The 23,918-nt window shown below is 70.1% G+C and carries 24 protein-coding genes and 1 pseudogene; 10 read left to right on the forward strand and 15 right to left on the reverse strand.

The genetic code is table 11. The features are described from left to right. Positions 1-327 precede the first annotated feature (327 nt). A complete protein-coding gene (locus E1286_RS19565; RefSeq protein WP_132614524.1) occupies positions 328-534 on the reverse strand; it encodes a DUF397 domain-containing protein in 207 nt (68 codons plus the stop codon). Next, positions 522-1,334 (reverse strand): helix-turn-helix domain-containing protein, encoded by an 813-nt coding sequence (locus E1286_RS19570; protein ID WP_132614526.1) that lies wholly within the window; start codon positions 1,332-1,334, stop codon positions 522-524. The genes E1286_RS19565 and E1286_RS19570 overlap by 13 nt, the downstream gene beginning before the upstream one ends. Before the next feature lie 241 nt (positions 1,335-1,575). On the opposite strand from E1286_RS19570, the gene E1286_RS19575 reads away from it, so the two are divergent. Beyond that, a complete protein-coding gene (locus E1286_RS19575) occupies positions 1,576-2,037 on the forward strand; it encodes an ATP-binding protein (protein WP_165969804.1) in 462 nt (153 codons plus the stop codon). On the opposite strand, the gene E1286_RS19580 is transcribed toward E1286_RS19575, so the two are convergent. From E1286_RS19580 to E1286_RS19590, 3 genes are all read right to left on the reverse strand, one after another. Further along, entirely contained in the window at positions 2,027-3,214 is a 1,188-nt protein-coding gene (locus E1286_RS19580) for an RtcB family protein (RefSeq protein ID WP_132614570.1), read from the reverse strand. The two genes, E1286_RS19575 and E1286_RS19580, sit on opposite strands and share 11 nt — an antisense overlap. A gap of 217 nt (positions 3,215-3,431) precedes the next feature. Then, positions 3,432-4,814 (reverse strand): alpha/beta fold hydrolase, encoded by a 1,383-nt coding sequence (locus E1286_RS19585; protein WP_132614530.1) that lies wholly within the window; start codon positions 4,812-4,814, stop codon positions 3,432-3,434. 82 nt (positions 4,815-4,896) lie between these two features. Next, entirely contained in the window at positions 4,897-5,676 is a 780-nt protein-coding gene (locus E1286_RS19590) for an SDR family NAD(P)-dependent oxidoreductase (RefSeq protein ID WP_132614533.1), read from the reverse strand. Positions 5,677-5,834: 158 nt separating this feature from the next. On the opposite strand from E1286_RS19590, the gene E1286_RS19595 reads away from it, so the two are divergent. After that, entirely contained in the window at positions 5,835-6,452 is a 618-nt protein-coding gene (locus E1286_RS19595; protein WP_132614535.1) for a TetR/AcrR family transcriptional regulator, read from the forward strand. Between the two features lie 540 nt (positions 6,453-6,992). Here E1286_RS19595 and E1286_RS19600 read toward each other — a convergent pair. Genes E1286_RS19600 through E1286_RS19610 form a run of 3 tightly spaced genes read right to left on the reverse strand, consistent with a single transcriptional unit; the run spans position 6,993 to position 10,398 of the window. Further along, complete coding sequence (locus tag E1286_RS19600) at positions 6,993-7,733, reverse strand: succinate dehydrogenase/fumarate reductase iron-sulfur subunit (protein ID WP_132614537.1); 741 nt, start codon at positions 7,731-7,733, stop codon at positions 6,993-6,995. Further along, positions 7,730-9,652 carry a fumarate reductase/succinate dehydrogenase flavoprotein subunit gene (locus tag E1286_RS19605; RefSeq protein WP_132614539.1) on the reverse strand — a complete coding sequence of 641 codons (1,923 nt, stop codon included), beginning with the start codon at positions 9,650-9,652 and terminating at the stop codon, positions 7,730-7,732. The genes E1286_RS19600 and E1286_RS19605 overlap by 4 nt, the downstream gene beginning before the upstream one ends. Next, on the reverse strand, positions 9,649-10,398 hold the full coding sequence (locus E1286_RS19610; RefSeq protein ID WP_132614541.1) for a succinate dehydrogenase cytochrome b subunit: 750 nt from the start codon (positions 10,396-10,398) through the stop codon (positions 9,649-9,651). The genes E1286_RS19605 and E1286_RS19610 overlap by 4 nt, the downstream gene beginning before the upstream one ends. A 133-nt stretch (positions 10,399-10,531) precedes the next feature. On the opposite strand from E1286_RS19610, the gene E1286_RS19615 reads away from it, so the two are divergent. The 7 genes from E1286_RS19615 to E1286_RS19645 all read left to right on the forward strand — a co-directional run bounded on the left by E1286_RS19615 (position 10,532) and on the right by E1286_RS19645 (position 17,853). Further along, entirely contained in the window at positions 10,532-11,461 is a 930-nt protein-coding gene (locus tag E1286_RS19615) for a LysR family transcriptional regulator (protein ID WP_132614543.1), read from the forward strand. A gap of 34 nt (positions 11,462-11,495) precedes the next feature. Continuing rightward, positions 11,496-12,629 carry a PP2C family protein-serine/threonine phosphatase gene (locus E1286_RS19620; protein ID WP_132614545.1) on the forward strand — a complete coding sequence of 378 codons (1,134 nt, stop codon included), beginning with the start codon at positions 11,496-11,498 and terminating at the stop codon, positions 12,627-12,629. Continuing rightward, positions 12,626-13,765, forward strand: a complete 1,140-nt coding sequence (locus tag E1286_RS19625) for a sensor histidine kinase (RefSeq protein WP_246074990.1) — start codon at positions 12,626-12,628, stop codon at positions 13,763-13,765. Before E1286_RS19620 ends, E1286_RS19625 begins: the two co-directional genes overlap by 4 nt. Beyond that, positions 13,762-14,214, forward strand: a complete 453-nt coding sequence (locus tag E1286_RS19630; RefSeq protein WP_132614547.1) for a response regulator — start codon at positions 13,762-13,764, stop codon at positions 14,212-14,214. The genes E1286_RS19625 and E1286_RS19630 overlap by 4 nt, the downstream gene beginning before the upstream one ends. Before the next feature lie 217 nt (positions 14,215-14,431). Then, entirely contained in the window at positions 14,432-15,193 is a 762-nt protein-coding gene (locus E1286_RS19635) for a hypothetical protein (RefSeq protein WP_425464763.1), read from the forward strand. Positions 15,194-15,205: 12 nt separating this feature from the next. Beyond that, positions 15,206-17,107 (forward strand): fumarate reductase/succinate dehydrogenase flavoprotein subunit, encoded by a 1,902-nt coding sequence (locus E1286_RS19640; RefSeq protein ID WP_132614551.1) that lies wholly within the window; start codon positions 15,206-15,208, stop codon positions 17,105-17,107. Further along, the gene (locus tag E1286_RS19645; RefSeq protein WP_132614553.1) at positions 17,104-17,853 is read left to right on the forward strand and encodes a succinate dehydrogenase/fumarate reductase iron-sulfur subunit; all 750 of its coding nucleotides are present in this window, start codon (positions 17,104-17,106) and stop codon (positions 17,851-17,853) included. The genes E1286_RS19640 and E1286_RS19645 overlap by 4 nt, the downstream gene beginning before the upstream one ends. A gap of 66 nt (positions 17,854-17,919) precedes the next feature. On the opposite strand, the gene E1286_RS19650 is transcribed toward E1286_RS19645, so the two are convergent. Further along, positions 17,920-19,221 carry a hypothetical protein gene (locus tag E1286_RS19650; RefSeq protein ID WP_132614554.1) on the reverse strand — a complete coding sequence of 434 codons (1,302 nt, stop codon included), beginning with the start codon at positions 19,219-19,221 and terminating at the stop codon, positions 17,920-17,922. Between the two features lie 98 nt (positions 19,222-19,319). Continuing rightward, positions 19,320-19,442 (reverse strand): hypothetical protein, encoded by a 123-nt coding sequence (locus E1286_RS51295; protein WP_281282702.1) that lies wholly within the window; start codon positions 19,440-19,442, stop codon positions 19,320-19,322. A gap of 132 nt (positions 19,443-19,574) precedes the next feature. On the opposite strand from E1286_RS51295, the gene E1286_RS51300 reads away from it, so the two are divergent. Beyond that, positions 19,575-20,279, forward strand: a complete 705-nt coding sequence (locus E1286_RS51300; protein WP_132614556.1) for a hypothetical protein — start codon at positions 19,575-19,577, stop codon at positions 20,277-20,279. A 650-nt stretch (positions 20,280-20,929) separates the two neighbouring features. Here E1286_RS51300 and E1286_RS47890 read toward each other — a convergent pair. From E1286_RS47890 to E1286_RS49275, 5 genes and pseudogenes are all read right to left on the reverse strand, one after another. Next, positions 20,930-21,067, reverse strand: a complete 138-nt coding sequence (locus E1286_RS47890) for a hypothetical protein (RefSeq protein WP_165969805.1) — start codon at positions 21,065-21,067, stop codon at positions 20,930-20,932. 328 nt (positions 21,068-21,395) lie between these two features. After that, on the reverse strand, positions 21,396-21,791 hold the full coding sequence (locus E1286_RS19660) for a (deoxy)nucleoside triphosphate pyrophosphohydrolase (protein WP_132614558.1): 396 nt from the start codon (positions 21,789-21,791) through the stop codon (positions 21,396-21,398). Between the two features lie 13 nt (positions 21,792-21,804). Next, the gene (locus E1286_RS19665) at positions 21,805-22,899 is read right to left on the reverse strand and encodes a C40 family peptidase (RefSeq protein WP_132614560.1); all 1,095 of its coding nucleotides are present in this window, start codon (positions 22,897-22,899) and stop codon (positions 21,805-21,807) included. Further along, the gene (locus tag E1286_RS19670) at positions 22,896-23,519 is read right to left on the reverse strand and encodes a hypothetical protein (RefSeq protein ID WP_132614562.1); all 624 of its coding nucleotides are present in this window, start codon (positions 23,517-23,519) and stop codon (positions 22,896-22,898) included. Before E1286_RS19670 ends, E1286_RS19665 begins: the two co-directional genes overlap by 4 nt. Positions 23,520-23,522: 3 nt before the next feature. Then, positions 23,523-23,918: pseudogene (locus E1286_RS49275) on the reverse strand (type IV secretion system protein); the annotation flags it as partial.

Below are 23,918 nucleotides of genomic sequence, written 5' to 3' on the forward strand. Positions count from 1 at the left end.
GTACGGCACCACCGGCACGCCCGCCGACGCGAGCAGCGCGGCGACGCGAGCAGCCCGGCGACGCGAGCAGCCCGGCGACGCGAGCAGCCCGCCGACGCGAGCAGCGCGGCGACGCGATGGTCGGCCCACACGTCCCGCGCCCCGTCACGGACGCGTTCGCGACGGGGCGCACGGGTGCATTCCGGACCGGCCCACGCCAAGATCCGCACCGATCCGGCGCAGATCACGCCGGATAGGGCGCTCTAGCTGGTCCGCCATGCGGGGAACGGCCCTTGCCTGGAACGGCCCTGCTTTCCGTGGCGCGTGCGGAAGCGGGGCCGAACCGCGTCAGATGTCGAACTCTCCCCGATCAACGCCTTTGAGGAACGCCGTCCACTCGCCGGGAGTGAAAACGAGCGCGGGCCCCTGGGGATTCTTGCTGTCGCGGACCGCGACGATTCCGGGGAGGTTGGTGGCGACTTCCACACACTGCCCGTTGTCGCCGCTTGCGCTGGACTTGTGCCATTCTGCAGTGTCGAGGTTTAGCTTTTCCATTTCCTAACCGCATCCTCTATTGCCTGCTGCGTCACGCTTTTCGGCTGCGCTTCCGCTCGGATGATGTCGTATCTCTGCTTGATTCTCGCAACCGCTTCGTGATCGCCGGTGACGTGTCCGGACAGTACCGAGTCGGCCGATACCACCTCGGAGCCGTCGCGGAGTCGCGCCAATGCGAACGCGCTCATCATGCCAGCCACACACCCAGCGGCGATGGGAACGAGCTGAACAGTGATGCGCGGATGCTGCGACAGTTCTAGCAAATAGCGAAGCTGGCTGACCAGGACATCGGTACCTCCGATGGGACGATGCAGCACCCCCTCGTCGATGAGCGCGAGAAAGGTCGGCGGGCTCGGGCCGTCGAAAATCGCGATACGCCGGATTCGGGCCTGGACCCGCTCTTCCAACCGGTCAGGGGCGGCGGTGGCGAAGATCGCGCGGGCATAGTCGGCATTCTGCAGCAATCCCGGAATGAGCAGCGGGTCCCAGGATTGCAGGATGACCGCCTGCGGTTCGATCTCCTCGACCCATCGCGCGAACCACCCGAGAGCGGGCGATTGAGATATACGTCGAAATAGTGCGACAAAGTGGTCGTCAAGGCCGAAAGCCTTGTCGGCGCCCTGCGCGAAATCCAACGTGGGCGCCCGGCGGCCGTTCTCGATGTGACTGATGAGCGATTCATGGCAGGGTATACGCCCGGCGAGCGCGGTCTGCGTCAGTCGCGCGGCTCTGCGATGCTCGGCCAGGTCAGCGGCGAAGCGAGCCCTGGGTGACATCTGATCGCCCGGCCGGGGTTCCACGGCGTCTCCACGATCGCAAGTCGGGGGTCACAGGCTTTCGTGACCGGATCGTGACAACGATACGACAATCAATACAGCGATCGTGTCGTTCTTTGTCACATCGACTTCGTGAGATTGAGCGGGCGGCGCTTCACACGAGCATTCATGCTGGAAGTCGGCACAGCCGGAAACAGCATCGCGCATTTCTCGGGAACTCGGATGAGTCGGTGATTTCATGGCAGCTGGCACCGTACCTACGCAGATGCCTGACGTGACGCCGTGGAGAGACGCGACGCTGCGGCGCAGCGAAGAGGCGGCGCGTCAGGCACGACAGGCCGTCAACGCCTGGCTGACCCACAGCCCCGCCTCCGTCCGCTTCGACATGCTCCAGGTGGTGTCGGAGCTGGTGAGCAACGCCATCAAGCACGTGCCCGCCGGCCCGCAGCGCGACTGGCTCCAGGTCCGGCTCGGCGTCGGGGCCGGTTTCGTCCGCCTTGAGGTGATCGACCCGGGCACGCCGGAGCCCCAGCCGTGCTTCGCCCCGCTGCGGATGAGCTCGCTGGAGGTGTCGGGCCGCGGCCTCGGCATCGTCGCCGCGTTGTCCGTACGCTGCGGCACCCGTCTCGTCGACCACGGCCACCGCGTCGTGTGGGCCGACCTCGCCGACGCCCGGCGAGCCCTCCCCGCCGTCCGGGAGCCGGCGGGGCGGGCCCTCAGCCCTTGATGCAGATGAGCTGGCGCAGGTGTGCGACCACTTGCACGAGATCCGTCTGGGCGGCCATCACGGACTCCAGGTCCTTGTACGCCCCCGGGATCTCGTCCACCACCCCGGAGTCCTTCCGGCACTCCACACCCGCCGTCTGCTCTACCAGGTCCTTGACGGTGAACGTCTTCTTGGCCTTCGTACGGCTCATCTTCCGCCCGGCCCCGTGCGAGGCGGAGTTGAACGCCGCGCCGTTGCCGAGACCCTTGACGATGTACGTGCCGGTGGCCATCGAGCCCGGGATGATCCCCAGGTCACCGGCCCCCGCCCGGATCGCCCCCTTACGCGTCACCAGCACGTCGACCCCGTCGTAACGCTCCTCCGCCACGTAGTTGTGGTGGCAGGAGATGGGCTGGTCGAACGTGATGTCGGGCAGGTGGCGGCGCAGGACGTCGCAGGCCAGGCCCATCATGAGCGCCCGGTTGCGGCGCGCGTAGTCCTGGGCCCAGAACAGGTCGCGGCGGTAGGCGTTCATCTCCGAGGTGCCGGCGAGGAACACCGCGAGGTCGCGGTCGACCAGGCCCTGGTTGTGGGAGAGCTTGCGGGCGACACCGATGTGGTGCTCGGCCAGCTCCTTGCCGATGTTGCGCGAGCCGGAGTGCAGCACGATCCAGACCGAGCCCTCGTCGTCGGCGCACACCTCCAGGAAGTGGTTGCCGCCGCCGAGCGAGCCCATCTGGGCCTCGGCGCGCTCACGCCGGGCGTGTACGGCCGGGGCCAGGTCGTCGAAGCCGTTCCAGAACTCGGCCCAGCCGGACGTCTTCATGCCGTGCACCTTGCCGGGGTCGACCGGGCGCTTGTGGTGACCGAACCCGACCGGCACCGCCTGCTCCAGCTTGCCGCGCAGGTAGGCCAGGTTGTCGGGCAGCTGCGCCGCCCGGTACGACGTCTTGACCGCCGTCATCCCGCACCCGATGTCGACGCCGACGGCGGCCGGGGAGACGGCGTCCTTCATGGCGATGACCGAGCCGACGGTCGCACCCTTGCCGTGGTGCACGTCGGGCATGACGGCGACACCGTGGACCCACTCCAGGTTGGCCACGTTGCGCAGCTGCTGCATGGCCTGCGGCTCGACCGTCTCCGGCTCCGTCCACATCCTGAGCGGTCGCCGGGTGCCGGTCACCTCGTGATACGTCATCTTCATGTCGCCTCCTTCCCGATCACATCCCGAACGTGATCTATGACGCCAGAGCCGGCACATCCTCCGCAACCGAATTAGGCCACGGGCACGCCCGTCGGCAGCGGACTGGACGGCCGCCTGGACGGCCCGCCTGGACGGACATCCGGGACGGGCGGCCTGCACGAACGGCCTGGTAGAGCGGCCTGGACGGGCGGCCCGGACCTCGTCACGAGGGTCAGCAGGCCGTGTTCTTCGGCGGAAGGATCTTGTCGGTGAAATAGCGGTTGATGTGGTCGCGGGCGCAGGTGTTGGTGCCGTAGAGGGTGTGGCCGGGGCCGCCATGGACGATCGTGACGCTGCCCGGGACCTGGCCGATGGCGCGGGCGACCGCGTCGGACTCGCCCCAGGCCCCGGCGCCGAGCAGCGGGGGAAGCGTCTTGGGCAGCGGGGTGGGCGGGTTGGTGACGGAAACGGGCCAGCCGACGCAGGCCAGCGTGGCCGTCGCCATGGTGCCGGCCGCGCCCGCGTTGGGGGCGGCCTTCCGCAGCCGGGCCACCGTCGCGTCGAGCTCCTGGCGGCCGGCCGCGCGCGGCCAGTCGGCGCACTCGGTCACGCCGGTGGCCTGGTCGGGGTAGCGGGCGCCACGGGCGGGGACGAAGGCGGAGGCGTCACCGTCGCGGGCCTTCCGGATGGCCTGCGCCAGGCCCGGCCAGGCCGTCTTGCCCTGCCTGGCCGAAGCGATGGCGAAGGCCTGCAGGTCGCGGCCCGTGTAGGCGACGTTCTTCGCGGCGGGGACGGGACGGCGGTCGGCTCTGGCCACGAGCGCCCGCCACGCGCCGGTGACGTCCTCGCAGCCGTTGGCGGCGCACCAGTCGAAGAAGCGGGTCAGGAACCGCTCGTTGCTCCTGGCCATCTCCTCAAGCTCGCGGCCCCAGTCGGCCGGGCTGTGGTTCCACGTGCCGTCGAGGACCATCGTGCGGACCTGGCGGGGGAAGAGGCGGGCGTAGGCCTGACCGTAGAAGCCGGCGTAGGAGGCGCCGTAGTAGTTGAGCTCGGCGCCGCCGAGGGCCTTCCTGATGGCCTCCATGTCGCGCGCGTGGTCGGCGGAGCTCATGTTGGCGAAGAGCACGGGATCGGCCTGGCGGCAGACCTCGGCCTGGCCGCGGTTGGTGTCGGACAGCCTGCCGAAGTCGGCGTCGTCCCGCGGGAAGGCGGGGAGCGGGACACGGGTCCACAGGCAGGGCAGGCCGGTGCTGAGGCCGCCGAACTGGGCGCCGTAGCCCCGGGTGTCCCACGTGACGACGTCCATGCGTTTGCGCAGGTCGGCCCACAAGCCGGACATCGACTGGGTGAGGGCGACGCCGGGGCCACCCGGGCCGCCGTAGGCGATCAGTACGACGCCCTCCGCAGGGCCGGTCGCGGGGAGACGGCCCAGCTTGAGGGTGATCCTGCGACCCGCCGGGGCCGCCCAGTCGGCGGGGACCTGCAGGTCGGCGCATTGCATGCCGACCTTGTCGTCAGGACAGGGGCTCCAGTCGAGGGAGGCGGACGCGGGCTGGGCACGCAGCCCGCCCCCGGCCGTCAGCAGGACCAATGCCAGGGCGATGGACTTCAGCATGCCGTAACGATGCTTGATGGGGCGAGCCTGGCGCGTCGGACCACGGTTTGATCTTTCGGGGCCCGAATCAGACCTGGGGTTGTCATCCCGGCCAATGCCGGGCGAGAAGTTCCAGGGTGAGCGTGTGGAGCCGTTCGGCCGCCGCCGGGTCGAACGCGGACGGCTCCAGGGGCAGGGGCCGGTCCCGCAGCCAGGCGGTGAGCGGTTCGGCGGGCGGCTGGTCGATGAGGGCGACGATGGGCCGGATGCCCTCCTCGACCGGCATCCCGTGCCGCCTCAGCGCCCGCGCGTGCGGGGCCGTCGTCGCGTCGTACTCGCCGGCCACGCTCGTCGCGACGCCTCCCGGATGGACCAGCGCGTACGGCGTCCGCCCGCCGTGCCGTGCGGCGTACGCCACCCCGAGCAGGTCGTTGCCCTTCCCCGCCTGGAGCTGAGCCGTCACGCCGTCGTAGCCGTGTTCGAGCATGACGTCGTCCCAGCGGATCATGTCCGCCGGCTGCCCGGGGCCTGAGACGTTCACGACCAGCCGGGGCGCGTGCAGGCCGTGGCTGAGCAGGAAGCGGCTCAGGTAGTCGAGGGCGAACGTCCCCTCCAGCCCTTCCGCGGTCACGTACCGGTGCGTACGGAAGAACCGCGCGCACAGCACCAGCGCGTCCACCTCCGGGAACCGCGCGTTGACCTCGTCGATCACCCGCCGGTTCGCGCCGACCAGGCTCAGATCGGCCCCGACGAACACGGCCCCGGGCGGCGCCTTGGCCGGGTCCCGCCCGACGACGACCACCGTGTCGCCGCGCTCCAGGTACGTACGGGCGAGCGCCCGCCCCATCCCGTCGGTGCCACCGGTGATCACCAGCGTCTTCATGCGACCTCCACCGGCACCGGCGCCAGGACGACGGCGATCGTCAGAGGACGCGGATCCAACCGCTCCGAATATGAACTCATGGGTTCAACGTAACGATCCCATGCGTAAGCTGCAACCGACAAGACAACGAATATGAACCAGCCAGTACAATCAACGGCATGACAACGGGCGGACGGATCGACAAGCGGCAGGCGATCCTGGACGGCGCGTTCACCGTGTTCGCACGGGAGGGCTACGCGCAGGCGTGCGTCCAGGACATCGCACGCGAGTCAGGCGTGGCCAAGCCGACGGTCTACAACCACATGACCGACAAGGCCACACTGTTCGTGAACGCCCTGGAGGTCGCCGCACAGACCGCCCTCGCCGAGCGCATCGCCGCCCTGGAGCCGCTCGCCGCTCCCGGGGACGACCTGCGGGCCACGCTGGACGAGGTCGCCCACGCGCTCCTGCGCCTGCACACCGACAGCCGCTCGTGCGCCCTGAAACGGCTGCTCCACTCGGAGATCAACCACTTCCCCGACATCCTGGAGATCGTCAAGGAGAGCGGCCCCGACCGGCTCAACAACGCCCTGGCCGACCGGCTGGCCCGCCTCGCGCTCGCCGGCCGGCTGCGCGCCGCCGACCCCGACCTGGCGGCCGAGCAGTTCATGGCGCTGCTCCTCGGCCCCCTGGAGGCCCGCTCCCGCCTCGGCACCCGCACACTCGAAGACGCGGAGCTACGCACCATGGCCGCGGCCGCGGTCGACGCCTTCCTCCGCGCCTGGGCCACCCCCTGAGCGGCGCGGCACCCACGACCGGTTCCCCACCGCCGGCCACGGCGACCAGACCGACCAGCAGCGCAGCTTCCCGGCGTCGCGCCGTGTCGACCAGATCGGCATGGAACCCCGCCAACGAGAACAGCACCGGCACCGATGACCCGGCATCGTGCCTCTGCTCGGCCGGCAGCGCCCTGAGCCCTTGGAGTCGCTCCAGGTCCGGCGGATGACGGTCGCCTTGGCCTCCCGATGAGCGTGATGCCGGCCCGCCCCGATCTCTTGTCCAGGGCCAGGACGTCGATCTCGTGCTCGGCCGGCCTCTTCTGGTCGTTGACGACCGTCGCCGTCACCATGCCGGCGTTCCCCCTGAGGGCGGGATCGGCGTGGGCACGGAGCCAGTCCCTGGCACACGACTCGAAGTGCGGCCCAGGATCCGTGCGCCGAAACGGAGGTGTCCGGCGCTCACCAGCGCGTCCTCGGGCCGTCAGAATCAGGTCGCGACGAAAAACCGGGTGCCCGCCTCCGTGCGAGAGGAGGCGGGCACCCGGGCGGGGAACCGGACTACTTGGAGTTGGCCTTCAGGTAGTCGCTGTTCATCTGGGCGATGGCGTCCAGCGGGATGCCCTTCGGGCACACCGCCGTGCACTCGCCGGTGTTGGTGCAGCCGCCGAAGCCCTCGGCGTCCATCTGGTCCACCATGGCCTTGGCCCGCGACAGCCGCTCGGGCTGGCCCTGCGGCACCAGGCTCAGGTGGGTGATCTTTGCGGCGGTGAACAGGGAGGCCGAGCCGTTCGGGCAGGCCGCGACGCAGGCGCCGCAGCCGATACAGGTGGCCGCGTCGAACGCCGCGTCGGCGTCCTCCTTGCGCACCGGGATGCTGTGCGCGTCGGGGGCCGAACCGGCCGGCACCGAGACGAAGCCGCCCGCCTGGATGATCCGGTCGAACGCGCTGCGGTCGACGACCAGGTCCTTCACGACCGGGAACGGCGCCGCCCGCCACGGCTCGATGGTGATCGTGGCGTCGTCCTCGAAGTGGCGCATGTGCAGCTGGCACGTCGTCGTCGCGCGCTGCTCGCCGTGGGCCACGCCGTTGATGACCATGCCGCACATGCCGCAGATGCCCTCGCGGCAGTCGTGGTCGAAGGCGATCGGGTCGTCGCCCTCCAGGATGAGACGCTCGTTCAGGACGTCGAGCATCTCGAGGAAGGACATGTCCGGGGAGACGTCCTCCACGCGGTACGTCACCATCCGGCCCGCGTCCGAGGGTCCGCTCTGACGCCAGACCTTGAGGGTCAGGTTCACTTGTAGCTCCGCTGGGTCATCTTGACGTACTCGTACTCGAGCGGTTCCTTGTGCAGGACGGGCCCGTCCGGGGTGCGCTCCCAGGCCGAGACGTGCGCGAAGTTCTCGTCGTCGCGCAGGGCCTCGCCGTCGGCGTCCTGCGACTCGGCCCGGAAGTGGCCGCCGCACGACTCGGTGCGGATCAGGGCGTCGAGGCACATGAGCTCGGCCAGGTCGAAGAAGTCGGCGACGCGGCCGGCCTTCTCCAGCACCTGGTTCAGCTCCTCGGCGGTGCCGCTCACCTTGACGTTCTGCCAGAACTCCTCGCGCAGCTCGGGGATGCGCTCCAGGGCCTTGCGCAACGACTCCTCGGTGCGCTCCATGCCGCAGTAGTCCCACATGAGCTTGCCGAGCTCGCGGTGGAAGGAGTCGGGGGTACGGGTGCCGTTCACCGACATCAGCCGCTCGATCTTGGTACGCACCTTGATCTCGGCCTCGGCCACGGCCTCCTCGTCGACGTCGCCGAACGGCCCGTCGGCCAGGTAGTCGCCGATGGTCGTCGGCAGCACGAAGTAGCCGTCGGCCAGGCCCTGCATCAGCGCGGAGGCGCCGAGGCGGTTGGCGCCGTGGTCGGAGAAGTTGGCCTCGCCGATGACGAACAGGCCGGGAATCGTCGACTGCAGGTCGTAGTCGACCCACAGCCCGCCCATCGTGTAGTGGACGGCCGGGTAGATGCGCATCGGCACGTCGTACGGGTTCTCGCCGGTGATGCGCTCGTACATCTCGAAGAGGTTGCCGTACTTCTTCTCGACGGCGTCGCGGCCGAGGCGGTTGATCGCGTCGCGGAAGTCGAGGTAGACGCCGAGCCCGCCGGGGCCGACGCCGCGGCCCTCGTCACAGACGTTCTTGGCGGCGCGGGAGGCGATGTCACGCGGGACGAGGTTGCCGAACGCCGGGTAGATGCGCTCCAGGTAGTAGTCGCGCTCCTCCTCCGGGATGTCGCCGGGTGCGCGGGTGTCGTTCTTCTTCAGCGGCACCCAGACGCGGCCGTCGTTGCGCAGCGACTCCGACATGAGCGTGAGCTTCGACTGGTACTCGCCCGACACCGGGATGCAGGTCGGGTGGATCTGCGTGTAGCAGGGGTTGGCGAAGTACGCGCCGCGCTCGTGCGCCCGCCAGATCGCCGTGGTGTTGCAGCCCTTGGCGTTCGTGGACAGGAAGAAGACGTTGCCGTAGCCGCCGGTGGCGAGCACCACGGCGTCCGCGAAGTGGCGCTCGATCTCGCCGGTCACCATGTCGCGCACGATGACACCGCGCGCCCGGCCGTCGGAGACGATCAGGTCGAGCATCTCGTGCCGGGTGTGCATGGTGACGGTCCCGGCCGCGATCTGCCGCTCCAGCGCCTGGTACGCCCCCAGCAGCAGCTGCTGGCCCGTCTGGCCGCGGGCGTAGAAGGTACGGGAGACCTGGGCGCCGCCGAAGGAGCGGGTGTCGAGCAGGCCACCGTACTCGCGGGCGAACGGCACGCCCTGCGCCACGGCCTGGTCGATGATGTTCACCGAGACCTCGGCCAGGCGGTAGACGTTCGACTCGCGGGCGCGGAAGTCGCCGCCCTTCACGGTGTCGTAGAACAGGCGGTAGACGCTGTCGCCGTCGCCGCGGTAGTTCTTCGCGGCGTTGATGCCGCCCTGGGCGGCGATGGAGTGGGCGCGGCGCGGGGAGTCCTGGTAGCAGAACGACGTGACGTTGTAGCCCAGCTCGCCCAGCGTCGCGGCGGCCGAGCCGCCCGCGAGGCCGGTGCCGACCACGATCACGTGCAGCTTGCGCTTGTTGGCCGGATTGACCAGCCTGGCGCTGAACTTGCGCTTCTCCCAGCGGCCCTCGATCGGGCCCTCGGGAGCCTTGGCGTCCCGGATCTCGGGGCCTTCGGTGTACTTCACTTGATTACTCCGAACGTGATCGCGAGGGGCGGAGCCAGGAAGCCGACCACGAGCACCACGGAGACCGCGGCGGCGGTGACGCGCAGGGCGCGGTAGCGGTTGCGGTTGGCCCAGCCGAGCGTCTGGAAGGCGCTCCAGATGCCGTGGCGCAGGTGCAGGCCGACCATGACGACGGCCACCGCGTAGATGAGCGTGACCCACCAGCGGGACGCGTCGAAGCCGGAGACCATCCGGTCGGCGGGAGTGGAGTTGAAGCCCTCCGGGTTGACCACGCCGAAGGTCAGGTCGAGCAGGTGCCAGATGACGAAGAGCAGGATCGTCGCGCCGCCGAACCGCATGATGTGCGTGGCGTAGCCGTTGGCCTGCGACTTCTTGGCGACGTACTTGACCGGACGGGCGTGCGAGGCACGGCGCGACAGCGAGATGGCCGCCCACATGTGCATGACGACCGACACGACCAGCACGATCTCCAGGATCGTCAGCAGCGTGCGGTAGGGGGCGATCGGCTCCAGCAGGGTGCGCAGGGCGTGCGCGTACTCGTTGAACGAGTCGCGACCAAAGAAGATCTTGAGGTTGCCGAGCATATGGGCGACGAGGAAGAGGACCATCACGGCGCCCGTGACGGCCATGACGACTTTCTTGCCGTTCGACGAGCCGAGGAACCCGCCGGGCCTCTTCCGCGCTGGAGCCTTCTTGGGGGAGTTAACAGGCGCGGTCGCGGAACCGCGCTCTATCGTGGCAGTCACGATTTCTGACGCTAGATATCCAGCATTGATCCGTCCAAGTCATCACAGGTCTGGTTTCGATAGCTTGAGGCTATGATGTGGGTCGGGGCGGCCTTATGCCGACCTTAAGCCGCGCAGGTGCGAGGAATATCACATGCAGTTGCAGCAGCTCGCGTACTTCGTCGCGGTCGCCGAGAGCAGGCACTTCACCCAGGCGGCCGAGCGCATGCGGGTCGCGCAGCCGTCCCTGAGCAAGCAGATCAAGGCCCTGGAGGCCGACCTCGGCGCGCCGCTGTTCTCCCGGGCGCGCGGCAACGTCACCCTCACCGCGGCCGGGGAGGCGCTGCTGCCGCTCGCCCGCCGCATCCTGGCCGACGCCGACACCGCCCGCCAGGAGGTCGCCCAGCTGGCCGGGCTGCGCCGCGGCCGCGTACGCCTCGGGGCCACGCCGTCGCTCTGCGCCGGGCTGCTGGCCGACGCGCTGGCCCGCTTCCACCGGGCCTACCCCGGGATCGAGCTGCTGGTGGAGGAGGGCGGCTCGCGTGACCTGGTCAGGGCGCTGGCCCGGGGCCAGCTCGACCTGTCGCTGATCATCATGCCGCTGCAGAGCGACGATCCCTCGCTGGCGACGCAGGAGATCCTGCGGGAGAACCTCGTCGTCGTCACGCCCTCCCACGAGCACGTGAAGGGCCCGTACCTGCGCATCGAAGACCTGCGCGGCCGGCAGATGGTGATGTTCCGGCGCGGCTACGACCTGCGCGAGGCCACGCTGGCGGCCTGCCGCCAGGCCGGGTTCGAGCCGCGGTTCGCGGTGCAGGGCGGGGAGATGGACGCGGTCCTGCGGTTCGTGGAGGCGGGCCTGGGCGTGGCCGTGGTGCCGTCGATGGTGCTCGACGGGCGTCCCGGCCTGTCGGGCACGCCGCTGGCGCCGCCGGGGCTGAGCCGGACGATCGCCCTCGCCCACCGCAAGGATGTCGAGCCCACCAGAGCGGCGCAGGCCTTTCGGGAGACCTTGCTCACCTTTGTCGTAGAAGCTGGGCACGAGGGCACGCTTCCCCAAGGCGTAGAACTCATCGCAGAATGACCATCAAGGCTTCCGACCCCCCGAAGAGGCGCGTGTGACGGCAAATCTCTCCGAAACGCTGACGCTGCTCCTCATCGAGGACGACGACGGCGACGCGTTCCTCGTCGAAGAGCTGCTCAAACAGGCCGTCGCGCCACCCAAGATCTTCCGTGCGCGCAGCCTCGAGGAGGCCAAGTCCAAGCTCACCGCCGACATCCAGTGCGTCCTCGTGGACCTCTCCCTGCCTGACGCCAGCCACCTGGAGGCGCTGGAGGAGGTGCTCGCGCTGGCCCCGCACACCGCCGTGCTGGTGCTGACCGGCCTGCGCGACGTCCACGTGGGCGTCTCTGCCGTGCAGTCGGGCGCCCAGGACTACCTCGTCAAGCAGGACATCGACGCCCGGCTGCTGGCCAGGTCGATCCGGTACGCGATGGAGCGCAAGCGCGCCGACCTGGCCCATGTCCGCCTCGTCCAGGCGGAGCTGACGGCCAAGGAGAACGCCCGGCTGGAGAGCGCCCTGCTGCCCGGCCCGCTGCTGCGGACGCAGGCCATCGAACACCTCACCCGGTATCTGCCGGGCAGCGGCGGCACCCTGGCCGGCGACTTCTTCGACACCGTGCAGACGCCCGACGGCGCGGTGCACGTCGTGGTCGGCGACGTGTGCGGGCACGGCCCCGACGAGGCCGCGCTGGGCGTGGCGCTGCGCATCGCCTGGCGCTCCCTGGTGCTGGCCGGGCAGACCGGCGACACGCTGCTGCGTACACTCGACCTCCTGCTGCGCGCCGAGCGCAAGGCCCCCGAGATCTTCACCACCCTGTGCACGGCCACGATCTCCCCCGACCTGTCCCACGCCCGCATGCGCGTGGTCGGGCACCCTCCCCCGGTGCTCGTGCGCGACGGCGTGATCGAGGTGGTGGACGGCACGCCCTCGGGCCCGCCGCTGGGGATCTTCCCCGACGCCGAGTGGAGGATGATCGACGTGCCCTTGGGGCTGGAGTGGACGATGATGCTCTACACCGACGGCCTGATCGAGGCCGCCGCGGGCGAACGCGAGGAGCTGCTCGGCGTCGAGGGCCTGGTCGACCTCGTACGCCGGCAGGGCGGCGTCGACCTCGACCGGCTCATCACCCACGTGGGCACCCTGAGCGACGACCTGGCCGTGGTCCTGCTGCGCAGGAGGAGTTCGTGAGCATCCATCCGCTGCCGCCGCCGAAGGAGCCGACGGGGGTCGGCCGGCTGCCGGTCGTCCGCTGGTTCCTGGTCATCGGGACGCTCGCGGGCCTGACGTTCGCGGGCGGGTTCGTGATCGTCATGACGATGATCGGCGACACCCTCGACCTCGCCCCGCGGCCGGAGGTGACGGCGCAGATCGGCCGGCTCAACACGGCCCTGCTCGTGCTGTTCGGGCTGCTGCTCGCCTGCGGCCTCGTGCTGATCTTCATCGTCCGCTTCGCCGTGCTGAAACCCATCGACCAGCTCACCGACCAGGTCCGCGCGGTGGCCGCCGGCGACTTCGACCGCGACCTGCACGTCGACCGTCCGGCGGAGCTCGCGGAGCTGTCCAGCCACATCGACTCCATGCGCGACCGCATCGTGTCGGCCTGGCGGGTGGCCAGCGACCAGGCCGAGGAGCTGCGCAGGTCCAACAGCGAGCTGGAGCAGTTCGCGTACGTCGCCAGCCACGACCTGCAGGAGCCGCTGCGCAAGGTCGCGAGCTTCACGCAGATGCTGGAGCAGCGCTACGCCCCCGAGCTCGACGACCGGGCCCGGCAGTACATCCACTACGCGGTCGACGGCGCCAAGCGCATGCAGCTGCTGATCAACGACCTGCTCGACTTCTCCCGCGTGGGCCGCGTCACCGGCGGCAGGTCCCCCACGGAGACCGGCGCGGTGCTGGACCGGGCGCTCGACAACCTCTCGGCCGCCATCGACGACACCTCGGCCACCGTCACCAGGGACGAGCTGCCCCAGGTCGACGGCAACCCCACGCAGCTCACCCAGCTGTTCCAGAACCTCATCGAGAACGCCATCAAATTCCGCTCCGAGGAGCCGCCACGCATCCACATCGGGGCCCGGCGCGCGGGCGACATGTGGGAGTTCAGCTGCTCCGACAACGGCATCGGCGTCGAGCCCAAGTACGCCGACCGCATCTTCCTCATCTTCCAGCGCCTCCACCCGCGGGAGGTCTATCCGGGGACTGGCATCGGACTGGCACTCTGCCGGAAGATCGTCGAATACCACGGCGGACAGCTGTGGCTCGACGGCGAGGCCGAGAGCCGGGGCGCGACGTTCCGCTGGACCCTACCGGCGGCGGGAGACCGATGACGAACGAATGGCGGCCCATCGAGGTGCTGCTGGTGGAGGACGACCAGGGCGACATCCTGCTGACGCGGGAGGCGTTCGACCTGAACAAGGTGCGCAACCGGCTGAGCGTCGTCAACGACGGCGAGCAGGCGATGGCGTTCCTGCGCCGGGAGGGCGGCTACGCCGACGCGCCGCGCCCCGACCTCATCCTGCTCGACCTCAACCTGCCCCGGATGGGCGGCCTGGAGGTGCTGCGCGAGGTCAAGGACGACGTCGGCCTGCGGACCATCCCCGTGGTCATCCTGACGACGTCTCAGGCCGAGGAGGACATCCTGCACAGCTATCGGCTGCATGCCAACGCGTACGTCTCCAAGCCCGTAGATTTCGAGCAATTCATCCGAGTTGTCCGTCAGATAGATAATTTTTTCGTCACTGTGGTTAAGTTGCCCGTTCATGGGAATCGGGCTTGAGCACGTACGTGACAGGAATCACAGCCAGTCATCGAAAAAGTGAGTGACGTCGCTCACAAATTTCGATCCTGTCGTCGTAACGTATCCCCCACCAACGCGCGCCCGTGCGGATCCGGCCGTGAGCGCGCCCAGCGAAACGACACCACGGACCCCCTGCGCGACGGGTCCGCGGGAGGTGGAGAGGTCCGCGATGACCCAGACGACGCCCGAAGCCCCGATGAGAAGGCAGCGTGCGCAGGTCAAAGTGCGCACCCTGCGCACAGACAGATGGTGGCTGGTCCCGTTCCTGACATTCCTCGGGCTCAGCTCGTTCCTCGTCTACGGTGTATGGGCGATCATCGACAACAGCATCTTCGTCGAGCCCTACATCGCCCCGTTCGCCTCGCCCTGTCTGGCCGCGGCGACCTGCCCCGAGGGGGCTCAGCTGTTCGGATGGGCGCCGATCGGCGACTGGTACACGCTGTCACCGGGGCTGCTCATCCTGGCGCTGCCCGGCGGTTTCCGGCTGACGTGCTACTACTACCGCAAGTCCTACTACCGCTCGTTCTGGCTGTCGCCGCCCGCGTGCGCCGTGCAGGAGCCCCACGGGAAGTACACCGGTGAGCGGCGGTTCCCGCTGATCATCCAGAACGTCCACCGGTACTTCTTCTACGCGGCCATCGTCATCGGCCTCGTCCTGGCCTACGACGCCGTGCTCGCGGTCGTGCACAAGCCGCTCGGCCTGGGGTCCTGGATCCTGATCGCCAACGCCGTCCTGATCAACGCCTACACGCTGTCGTGCCACTCCTGCCGGCACATCACCGCAGGCAGGCTCAACCACTTCTCCCGCCACCCGCTGCGGTACCGGGCCTGGACGTTCGTCTCCAAGCTCAACGCCAAGCACCAACCCCTCGCGTGGGCCTCGATGTTCTCGGTCATGGGCGCCGACTTCTACGTCCGCATGGTGGCCAAGGGCATCATCGCCTTCCCGTACGCGTAAGGACCAGCTTCAGTGGAAAACACGCACAACACAGAGCGTCACGAATACGACGTCGTCGTCATCGGCGCCGGCGGCGCCGGGCTGCGGGCCGCGATCGAGGCCCGCCAGCAGGGCAAGAGGACGGCGATCGTCTGCAAGTCGCTGTTCGGCAAGGCGCACACCGTCATGGCCGAGGGCGGCGCCGCCGCGGCGATGGGCAACGTCAACCCGGACGACAACTGGATGGTGCACTTCCGTGACACCATGCGGGGCGGCAAGTTCCTGAACAACTGGCGGATGGCCGAGCTGCACGCCAAGGAGGCGCCCGACCGGGTCTGGGAGCTCGAGGCCTGGGGCGCGCTGTTCGACCGCACCAAAGACGGCAAGATCAGCCAGCGGAACTTCGGCGGGCACGAGTACCCGCGGCTCGCACACGTGGGCGACCGTACCGGCCTGGAGATGATCCGCACCCTGCAGCAGCGCGTCGTCGCGCTCCAGCAGGAGGACCACGAGACGCACGGCGACTACGAGGCCTACATCAAGGTCTTCGCCGAGTGCACGGTCACCCGGCTGCTCAAGGACGGCGACCGGATCTCGGGCGCGTTCGGCTACTGGCGCGAGTCCGGAAATTTCGTGCTTTTCGATGCTCCCGCGGTGGTCCTCGCGACCGGCGGCATCGGCAAGTCGTACGTCGTCACCTCCAACTCCTGGGAGTACACCGGAGACGGCCACGCCCTGGCCCTGCTCGCCGGCGCGAACCTCATCAACATGGAGTTCATCCAGTTCCACCCCACCGGGATGGTCTGGCCGCCCTCCGTGCGCGGCATCCTCGTCACCGAGTCCGTACGCGGTGACGGCGGCGTGCTGCGCAACTCCGAGGGCAAGCGCTTCATGTTCGACTACATCCCCGAGGTGTTCAAGCACCAGTACGCCACCACCGAGGAGGAGGCCGACCGCTGGTACACCGACCAGGCCAACAACCGGCGCCCGCCGGAGCTGCTGCCGCGTGACGAGGTGGCCCGCGCGATCAACGCCGAGGTGAAGGCCGGGCGCGGATCCCCGCAGGGCGGCGTCTTCCTCGACGTCTCCACCCGGCTGCCCGCCGAGGAGATCAAGCGGCGGCTGCCGTCGATGCACCACCAGTTCAAGGAGCTGGCCGACGTCGACATCACCGCCGAGCCCATGCAGGTGGGTCCGACCTGCCACTACGTCATGGGCGGCGTCGAGGTCGACGCCGACACCGGCGCGGCGGCCGTGCCCGGTCTGTTCGCGGCCGGCGAGGTGTCCGGCGGCATGCACGGCTCCAACCGGCTGGGCGGCAACTCGCTGTCCGACCTGCTGGTCTTCGGCCGCCGGGCGGGCGCGGGCGCGGCGGCGTACGTCGACGAGCTGGCCGGCCGCCCCAAGGTGCTCCCGGAGCAGGTGGAGTCCGCGCGGCAGGAGGCCCTCGCGCCGCTCGGCCGCAGCGGCGACAACCCGTACGAGGTGCACCACGAGCTCCAGCGGACGATGAACGACCTGGTCGGCATCATCCGCAAGGCCGAGGAGGTCTCCGAGGCCCTGCAGGTCGTCGAGAAACTCAAGGAACGCGTCAAGATGGTCGGGGCGGCCGGTTCCGCCGTCTACAACCCGGGTTGGCATCTCGCGATCGACCTGCGCAACATGGTGTTGGTGTCGGAATGCGTGGCGCGCGCCGCGCTCATGCGCGAAGAGAGCCGCGGCGGCCACACGCGCGACGACTTCCCGGCGATGGACCCGAAGTGGCGCCGCAAGCTGCTCCTCTGCTCCCTGGGCGACGGCTCCGCCGTCAAGGTGGAGGAGAAGGCGCAGCAGCAGATGCGCGACGACCTCATCACGCTGTTCGACCGGGACGAGCTGACGAAGTACCTCACCGACGAAGAGATGGCCGAGTTCGACGGGATAGCGAAGTCATGAGCTACAAGGCAAAGTTCAAGGTCTGGCGCGGTGAGGGCGGCGAGGGCAGGCTCGAGGACTTCACCGTGGAGGTCAACGAGGGCGAGGTCGTCCTCGACATCATCCACCGCCTCCAGGCCACCCAGGCGCCCGACCTCGCGGTGCGCTGGAACTGCAAGGCGGGCAAGTGCGGCTCGTGCAGCATGGAGATCAACGGCAAGCCCCGGCTCGGCTGCATGACGCGCATGTCCACCTTCGACGAGGACGAGACCATCACGGTCACCCCGATGCGGACGTTCCCCGTCATCAAGGACCTCGTCACCGACGTGTCGTACAACTACCAGAAGGCCCGGGAGATCCCGTCCTTCACGCCGCCGGCCGGCGTCCGGCCGGGCGAATACCGGATGAAGCAGGTCGACGTCGAGCGGTCCCAGGAGTTCCGCAAGTGCATCGAGTGCTTCATGTGCAACAACGTCTGCCACGTGATCCGCGACCACGAGGAGAACAAGACCAACTTCTCCGGTCCGCGCTTCCTCATGCGGATCGCCGAGCTTGACATGCACCCGTACGACGTGGCCGACCGGCAGGAGGCGGCGCAGGAGGAGCACGGGCTCGGCTACTGCAACATCACCAAGTGCTGCACCGAGGTGTGCCCCGAACACATCAAGATCACCGACAACGCGCTGATCCCGATGAAGGAACGCGTGGTCGACCGCAAGTACGACCCGCTGGTCTGGCTCGGCGACAAGATCTTCAGGCGCAAGTAGCCGCGTGAAACGCAACGGCGGGGGCCGGTCGTGACGACCGGCCCCCGCCATGCTGTCCGGGTGCGGCTACTTCTTGCGGCGCGAGCCCTTGCGCCTGCCGCCGGGCTGCGGTTGCTCCTCGGTCACGGGCAGCGGCTGCACGGCCGTCGCCTCCACGTCGGGCGGCAGGTACGGCGGCGGCTCGTATCCCTCGCCGGGGTCGTCCGAAACGGGCTTCTTCGGGGTGAACAGCGAGCCCGGTTCCATCCAGGGCTCCGCGTCGCCCGCCTCCGCGGCCGAGGCGGGGCCGAGCGGCGGCACCGGCCCCTCGTACGGGTCGGCGCCGCCCGGCGGGATGTCGCCCGGGAGCGGCTCCGGGGCGATCACCGGCTCGAACAGACTCCGCTCACGCGCCGGCTCGTCCGGCTCGCGGGTCGCCCCGGGCGGCTCGGGCGGCTCGTTGGTGGAGACGAACTCCTCCGGACGCAGCACCACAGGCTCCGGCGGCGTGGGCGGCTCCTGTCCGTACCCCTGGGGCGGGTACGGCGCGCTCGGCTCCGGGTAGCCCGGGCCGTAGCCGGGCTGGCCGCTCGGATAGGTCTGCACCGGCACGAAACTGATGATCGGCGCGTACGCCGTCCCGCCCGGGTAGCCGGGCGACGGGAAGCCGGCCGAGGCGTACCCGGGCCCTGCCGGGTAACCGCCCGCCGGAGGCATGTCCGGCCGCCCCAGCTGCGGGCCCGCCTTCCGTACGGCGGCCGCGTGGGCCATGCGGCGCAGCCGTCCCTCGAAGATCAGCACGGCGAAGAGCGCGAGCAGCACCAGCACCAGCGCCGGGATGCTGAGCTGCTGCGCCATGGCCCGCTGGTCGTACTCGGGCGCCGCGTTGCGCAGCTCCAGCGGCACCTCCTCGGAGGAGGCGACCTGCGTCTCGCTCGGCACGACCGGCGGGATGGTCTCGCTCGGCGCGATGGCCGGCATCTCGACCGACTGCTCCGGGGTGGGCGTGGTCGGCACCACCGGGACCTCGGCGGACTGGGTGGGCAGCGGCTGCGGGTTCTGTGTGATGGCCGGCGGCGGGGTCGCGGGGGAGCTGGTGGTCTTCGTCGGCTTCGGAGACCTGGTGGTCTTCGTCGGGGTCGAGCTCGGAGTCGCGGTGACGGTCTTGGTGATCGTCGTCTCCGGATGCTCCTGGTCTTCCGGGCCTTCGACCGTCGGCGAGCCGAGGGTCGTGGTGACCGTGACGGTCGTCTCGGGGACGATGTCGCAGACCTCGCCGACGTCACAGGGCGGGACGGGGTCCAGCGCCACCGCGGCGCTAGCACTCTGCATGACGAACGGCGTCACCGCCACGCCGGTCAGGCCGAGCGCCAGGACGACAGCGGACACGGCTGTCGCTCTCCTGCGTGCCACCGGTGTCCTCCGCGTAGTCCCGGAACCTTGGTCAAGGGAATACTAGTCGGGGAAAAGCAACAGTAAAGCCTCCTTTACAGCACCTTTTTCCGGTTACGGCCTCGTTGTACCGTGCCAATGATCCACAGGGTCGCCATCAGCACGCCGACTCCCCCCGCGACCATGAACATCCCGCGCTGCCCTTCGACCAGGCTCACGCTTTCACCATCCCTTACGGGCCTGGCGGACGTGGCCAGCTCCCAAGGCAACGGCGCCTCACTTCCGGCACCTTCCCCCTGGAACGCGGCAATCCCCCCACCGGTAGCCGGCAACTGCACCCCACCAGGCACTTGCCCCGCCACACCGGGCACGCCCCCCGGCTGGCCCGCCACACCGGGCTGCCCACTGGTGACACCCGGCTGGCCCGCCACACCGGGCTGCCCACTGCTGACACCCGGCTGACCGGCAACGCCGGGCTGCCCTGTGGCCGCCCCCGGCTGACCGGCCGCACCAGGCTGCCCCGCGGTGACACCCGGCTGGCCCGCCACACCAGGCTGCCCCCCAGCGACACCCGGCTGACCCGCGGCTCCCTGCTGACTGCTGCTCGTACCAGCCTGACCGGTCGCCGCACCCGGCTTGGCGCCTTGCTGGCCGGTCACTCGCGGCCGGCCTCCCACGGCACGCGGCGCGTCGGACAGAGTCTGCGGCGAAACCCCGGCGGAGGCGTCGGCTCCACCTTGCCCAGGCCCCTGCGCGAGCACTCGCCCGACTCCGTCGGCCCGTCCTCCGCCATCGGCCTGCCCAGGCCGGCGCTCCACGGCTTCGACCCGCGCGACCCGCCGCTCATCCACTGCTCCGCCGCCGTCAGGATCGACGTGGGCCACGCCCAGCCTGTCGGGAACCTCCACAACCGGCGTTCCCCCGACACCGTCCTGAGCCGAAGCACCCTCGGCATCCGCCTGACCGGAGACTCCCCCCACAACACCGACCCCAACGGGCCGCCCGTCCGCATCCGTACGGACAAGGGGCCGCGTTCCGGCGGCGGGCCTCCCTGAGCCGGACGGACCGGTCCCGGCAGCGGGCCGGCGCGTACCAGCGGACGGCGAGCCCGTACCGGCGGCGGGCGGGCGCGCGCCGATGGTGGCCGAGCGTGGGACGACGACGCCCGTCAGTTGCCCGGTGGCGGTACCGGTCGCGTTCGTGGAGGCGCCTGTCTGCGCCGGGTCGGTCGTGCCGGCATCGAGCTTCTGGACGGTCAGGGCGGCGATCCTGCTCATCGTGGTCAGCCCGCCGTCCGAGGCGGAGCGCATCCTGGCCACCGCCGCGAGCACCACTTCCTCGGCCCCGGCGGGCGCGGTCACCGTGACGTCCACGGCCCGCTCGCCGCTGATGTTCCCCAGCCGGCACACCCGCGCTCCGGTCGGCCCACCGCCCACCGCGGCCGACTCGCCAGCGGCGGCCGGCGCCTCCACCGCGCCCGACGTTCCCGCCCCGGCCGGGGCCTCCACCGCAGTAGCCGTTCCCCCCGCGACGGGCGCCTCCACGGCAGCCTGTACGCCCGCGGGAGGCGTCCCCTCGGCAACCGGCGTGCCCCCGGCAGCAGGTGCCTGTGCGGCGGTCAGCGCCTCCGCCGTAGTCGGCATGCCCACGGCGGTGAGGGCCTGCGCGGCCAGCCCGCTCTCCGCACGCCCGAAACCGGCCTCTGTCACAGCAGCGGCGCCAGGAACCCCGGTCGCACCGCCACCGAGACCACCAGCGAGGTCACTACCGAGGTCACTGCCGGGACCGCCATCGGCACCCGTGACAGCACCAGCGCCTGCTCCGGCCCCAAGGCCCGGATCACCGCCCGCCGGTACGCAGGACACCTCACCCAGCGCCTCCGCCGGGTTGGCCGCCACCGCGACCTTGGCTCCACGGCCCATCCCGTTCAGGCGCACCCTGAAGCGCTGCACATCGCCGGTCCTGACCCATTTTCCGGTGCCCTCGGCTCCGTTCTCCCGCTCGAGCACCAGCGAAACCCCCGTCGCCGCCCACGGAACAGAGGGAACCGCCGCCAGAATCAGGGCCCCGGCAATGATCCAGCCACGCCGCATCATTCCAGCTCCCCCGCTGCGACAAATCACATGGAGTAACCATTGTGTCACAGAGAGGCACGACCCAATCCTAATGCCCTAGTCGCGGACGAGGAGATTCTCGACCGTCTTCATGACCGGAAGATCAGCTCCGAGCCAGTCCACGGAGTAGTACTCCCCCGGCCCCAGCCACCGCAACGCCAGGTGCTCGCGGGCCTGCGGCGTGCCCGAGGCCAGGGAGCACAACCAGACACGCATGACGTACCCGTCGGCGAGCGGCCAGTCGTCGCCGACGCGTTCGCCCACGGCGATCTCCACGCCGAGCTCCTCCCGGCACTCCCGCACGAGCGCCGCCTCCTCGCCCTCGCCAGGATCGACCTTGCCGCCGGGAAACTCCCAGCCACCGGCGAGCGCGGCCGGCTCGGCGCGCTGCGCCGCCAGCACCCGCCCGCCGGAGGCGACGATCACTGCGGCCACGACCACGACCGCGCTCATGTGGTGACTGTCCTCATAGCGTGGAATTCTGCAGCCTCTTCAGCTGCTCCTGAACATCGGGGTTCTGCAGGGGACGGGTGAAGCCCACCCGGTTCGTACGCGACTCGTAGCTCGTGACCTTGATGGGCCCGCACAGCCGGCAGCGTGCCTCCAGCATCTTGCCCTTCGACACGACCAGCCCGACATGTCCGGGGTTGTCGGGGGACGTCCCCGGCCCGGAATTGAAGAACACCAGGTCTCCGGGCTGCTCCTGCCCTTCTAACACCTTCACGCCGAACGGCCACTGCCCGAACGTCGTACGCGGGATCGACAGCCCCGCCTCCCGGTAGGCCGCGTAGATGACCCCCGAGCAGTCGAACGCGTCGGGCCCGGTGCCGCCCCACAGGTACGGCTTGCCGCGCTGCTCCAGCGCGTACGCCAGAATCTTGGCCACGACGTCGCTCGGCGCGGCGTCGACCAGCGGTTCGTCGCACTCCTCCGACGCCTGCGGCGGCACCTCGACCTCGCCCGACTGGGCGTAGGTGCGGGCGATCTCCTCGACCTGGTCGACGTACCACCAGGCGCGGTTGTAGACGAACAACGCGCGGCGCACGTTCTCGGGGGCGCCGTTGCGCTTGAGCATCTTCGCGGCGCCCAGGATGGCGTCGGCGGGGTTGTAGACGTCGCCCACGCCGTCGCCGTCACCGTCGGAGGCGTACCCGTTGAACGTCGACGACATCGGGACTCTGGCCTTGCCGCCCCACGTGGAGATGAGGAACTGCATCGGCCCTGCGGCGCCGGCGTGGTTGGTGCCGCTCTTGACGCCCGGCAGGCTGGAGCGGCCGTGGTCGGTCTCGCGCTTGCCCACGGCGGCCAGGATGTTCCACTGGACGCCGATCCGCTCGCCGTACTCCTGGTACAGCTCCAGGTACTCGGACGGGATGTCGGAGGCCGCCGAGTCGGAGGCCTCCTCCACCTGCGCGGTGTCGTCGCAGTCGACGGCCGTGCCGCCGTTGTTGAGGAACGACGGCATCGAGATCAGCAGCATCGGCGAGACGATGACCGCCACGAGCAGGAGCGCCCCGGCCACGCCGATCAGCACGGCGAGGCGCGTCGGTGAGAGTCTCAACCCGAGGTGTCTCCCTCCTGGCCCTCGGTGGCCGGCAGGATGTCGTAGATGCGCCAATCGGATCCGAGCTGGCTCACCGTGACCGCGTAGTCCTCGGTGACGGCCTGGTCGGAGCTGTTGGAGTCGATCTGGCGGGTCGCGGTGACGACGAAGACGATGGAGCTCCTCTCGACCTGCCTGATCTCCTTCAGCCGCGCCGTGGCCGTGGAGACCAGCTGGTCGTCGCGCTCCTCCTCGACGGTGCCCGCCGACGTCCGGGTGCGGGCCAGCGTGTTGCCGAGCTCGGCGGTGGTGTACGCCTTGAGCCGCGCCGCGTAGGCCGCAGCGTCCTCGTCGTAGCGGAAGGTGCCGTACTCGGCGGTGAACCGCTCGGCGAGGTCGGCCGCCGCGGCGAGTTGCTCCTCGGTCATCGGCAGGTACGCGTACACGTCGAACGGCTCGTCGCTCGCCGTCGCCAGCGGCGTGCTGGACGCCACGGCGGCGCTGGTGGCCCGGGCCTCCGGCTCGGCCGGCTCGGGCTCGGGCGGATCGGACCAGAGCGTCAGGTAGAGGCCAACCGCCGCCAAGACCACGGCGATGGCGGCGAAGGCCACCCCCCGCCGGTCACCTGGCTGCGCCATGTATCAGTCCTTGTCCGGGTTGCTCGGTTTGAGCCAGAAGGGGACGGAGGGGCTTGCGCCGCCGGAGCCGCCGCCGTTGCCGCTGCTGCGCAGCCAGAGCGGCGGCGCCTCAGCGGTACGGGAGGACGGCTCGTCGGAGCCGAAGATCCGCGGCCCTGACGGCCGGGCCCCGCCGCTGGGACGCGACCCACCGGACCGCGACCCTCCACCGGACCCGCCGGACCGCGACCCGCCACCGGACCCGCCGAAGAGCCCGCCGCCGGACCGCGAACCGCCGCCGGAGCCGCCGGAGCCGCCGAACAGCCCCCCGCCGGAGCCACGCGACCGCGACCCTCCGGACCGTGAGCCACCCGAGCCGCCCGAGCCACCGAACCGCGAGCCGCCGAAGCGGGAGCTACG

Source organism: Nonomuraea terrae, from assembly GCF_004348995.1.
Classification (GTDB): domain Bacteria; phylum Actinomycetota; class Actinomycetes; order Streptosporangiales; family Streptosporangiaceae; genus Nonomuraea; species Nonomuraea terrae.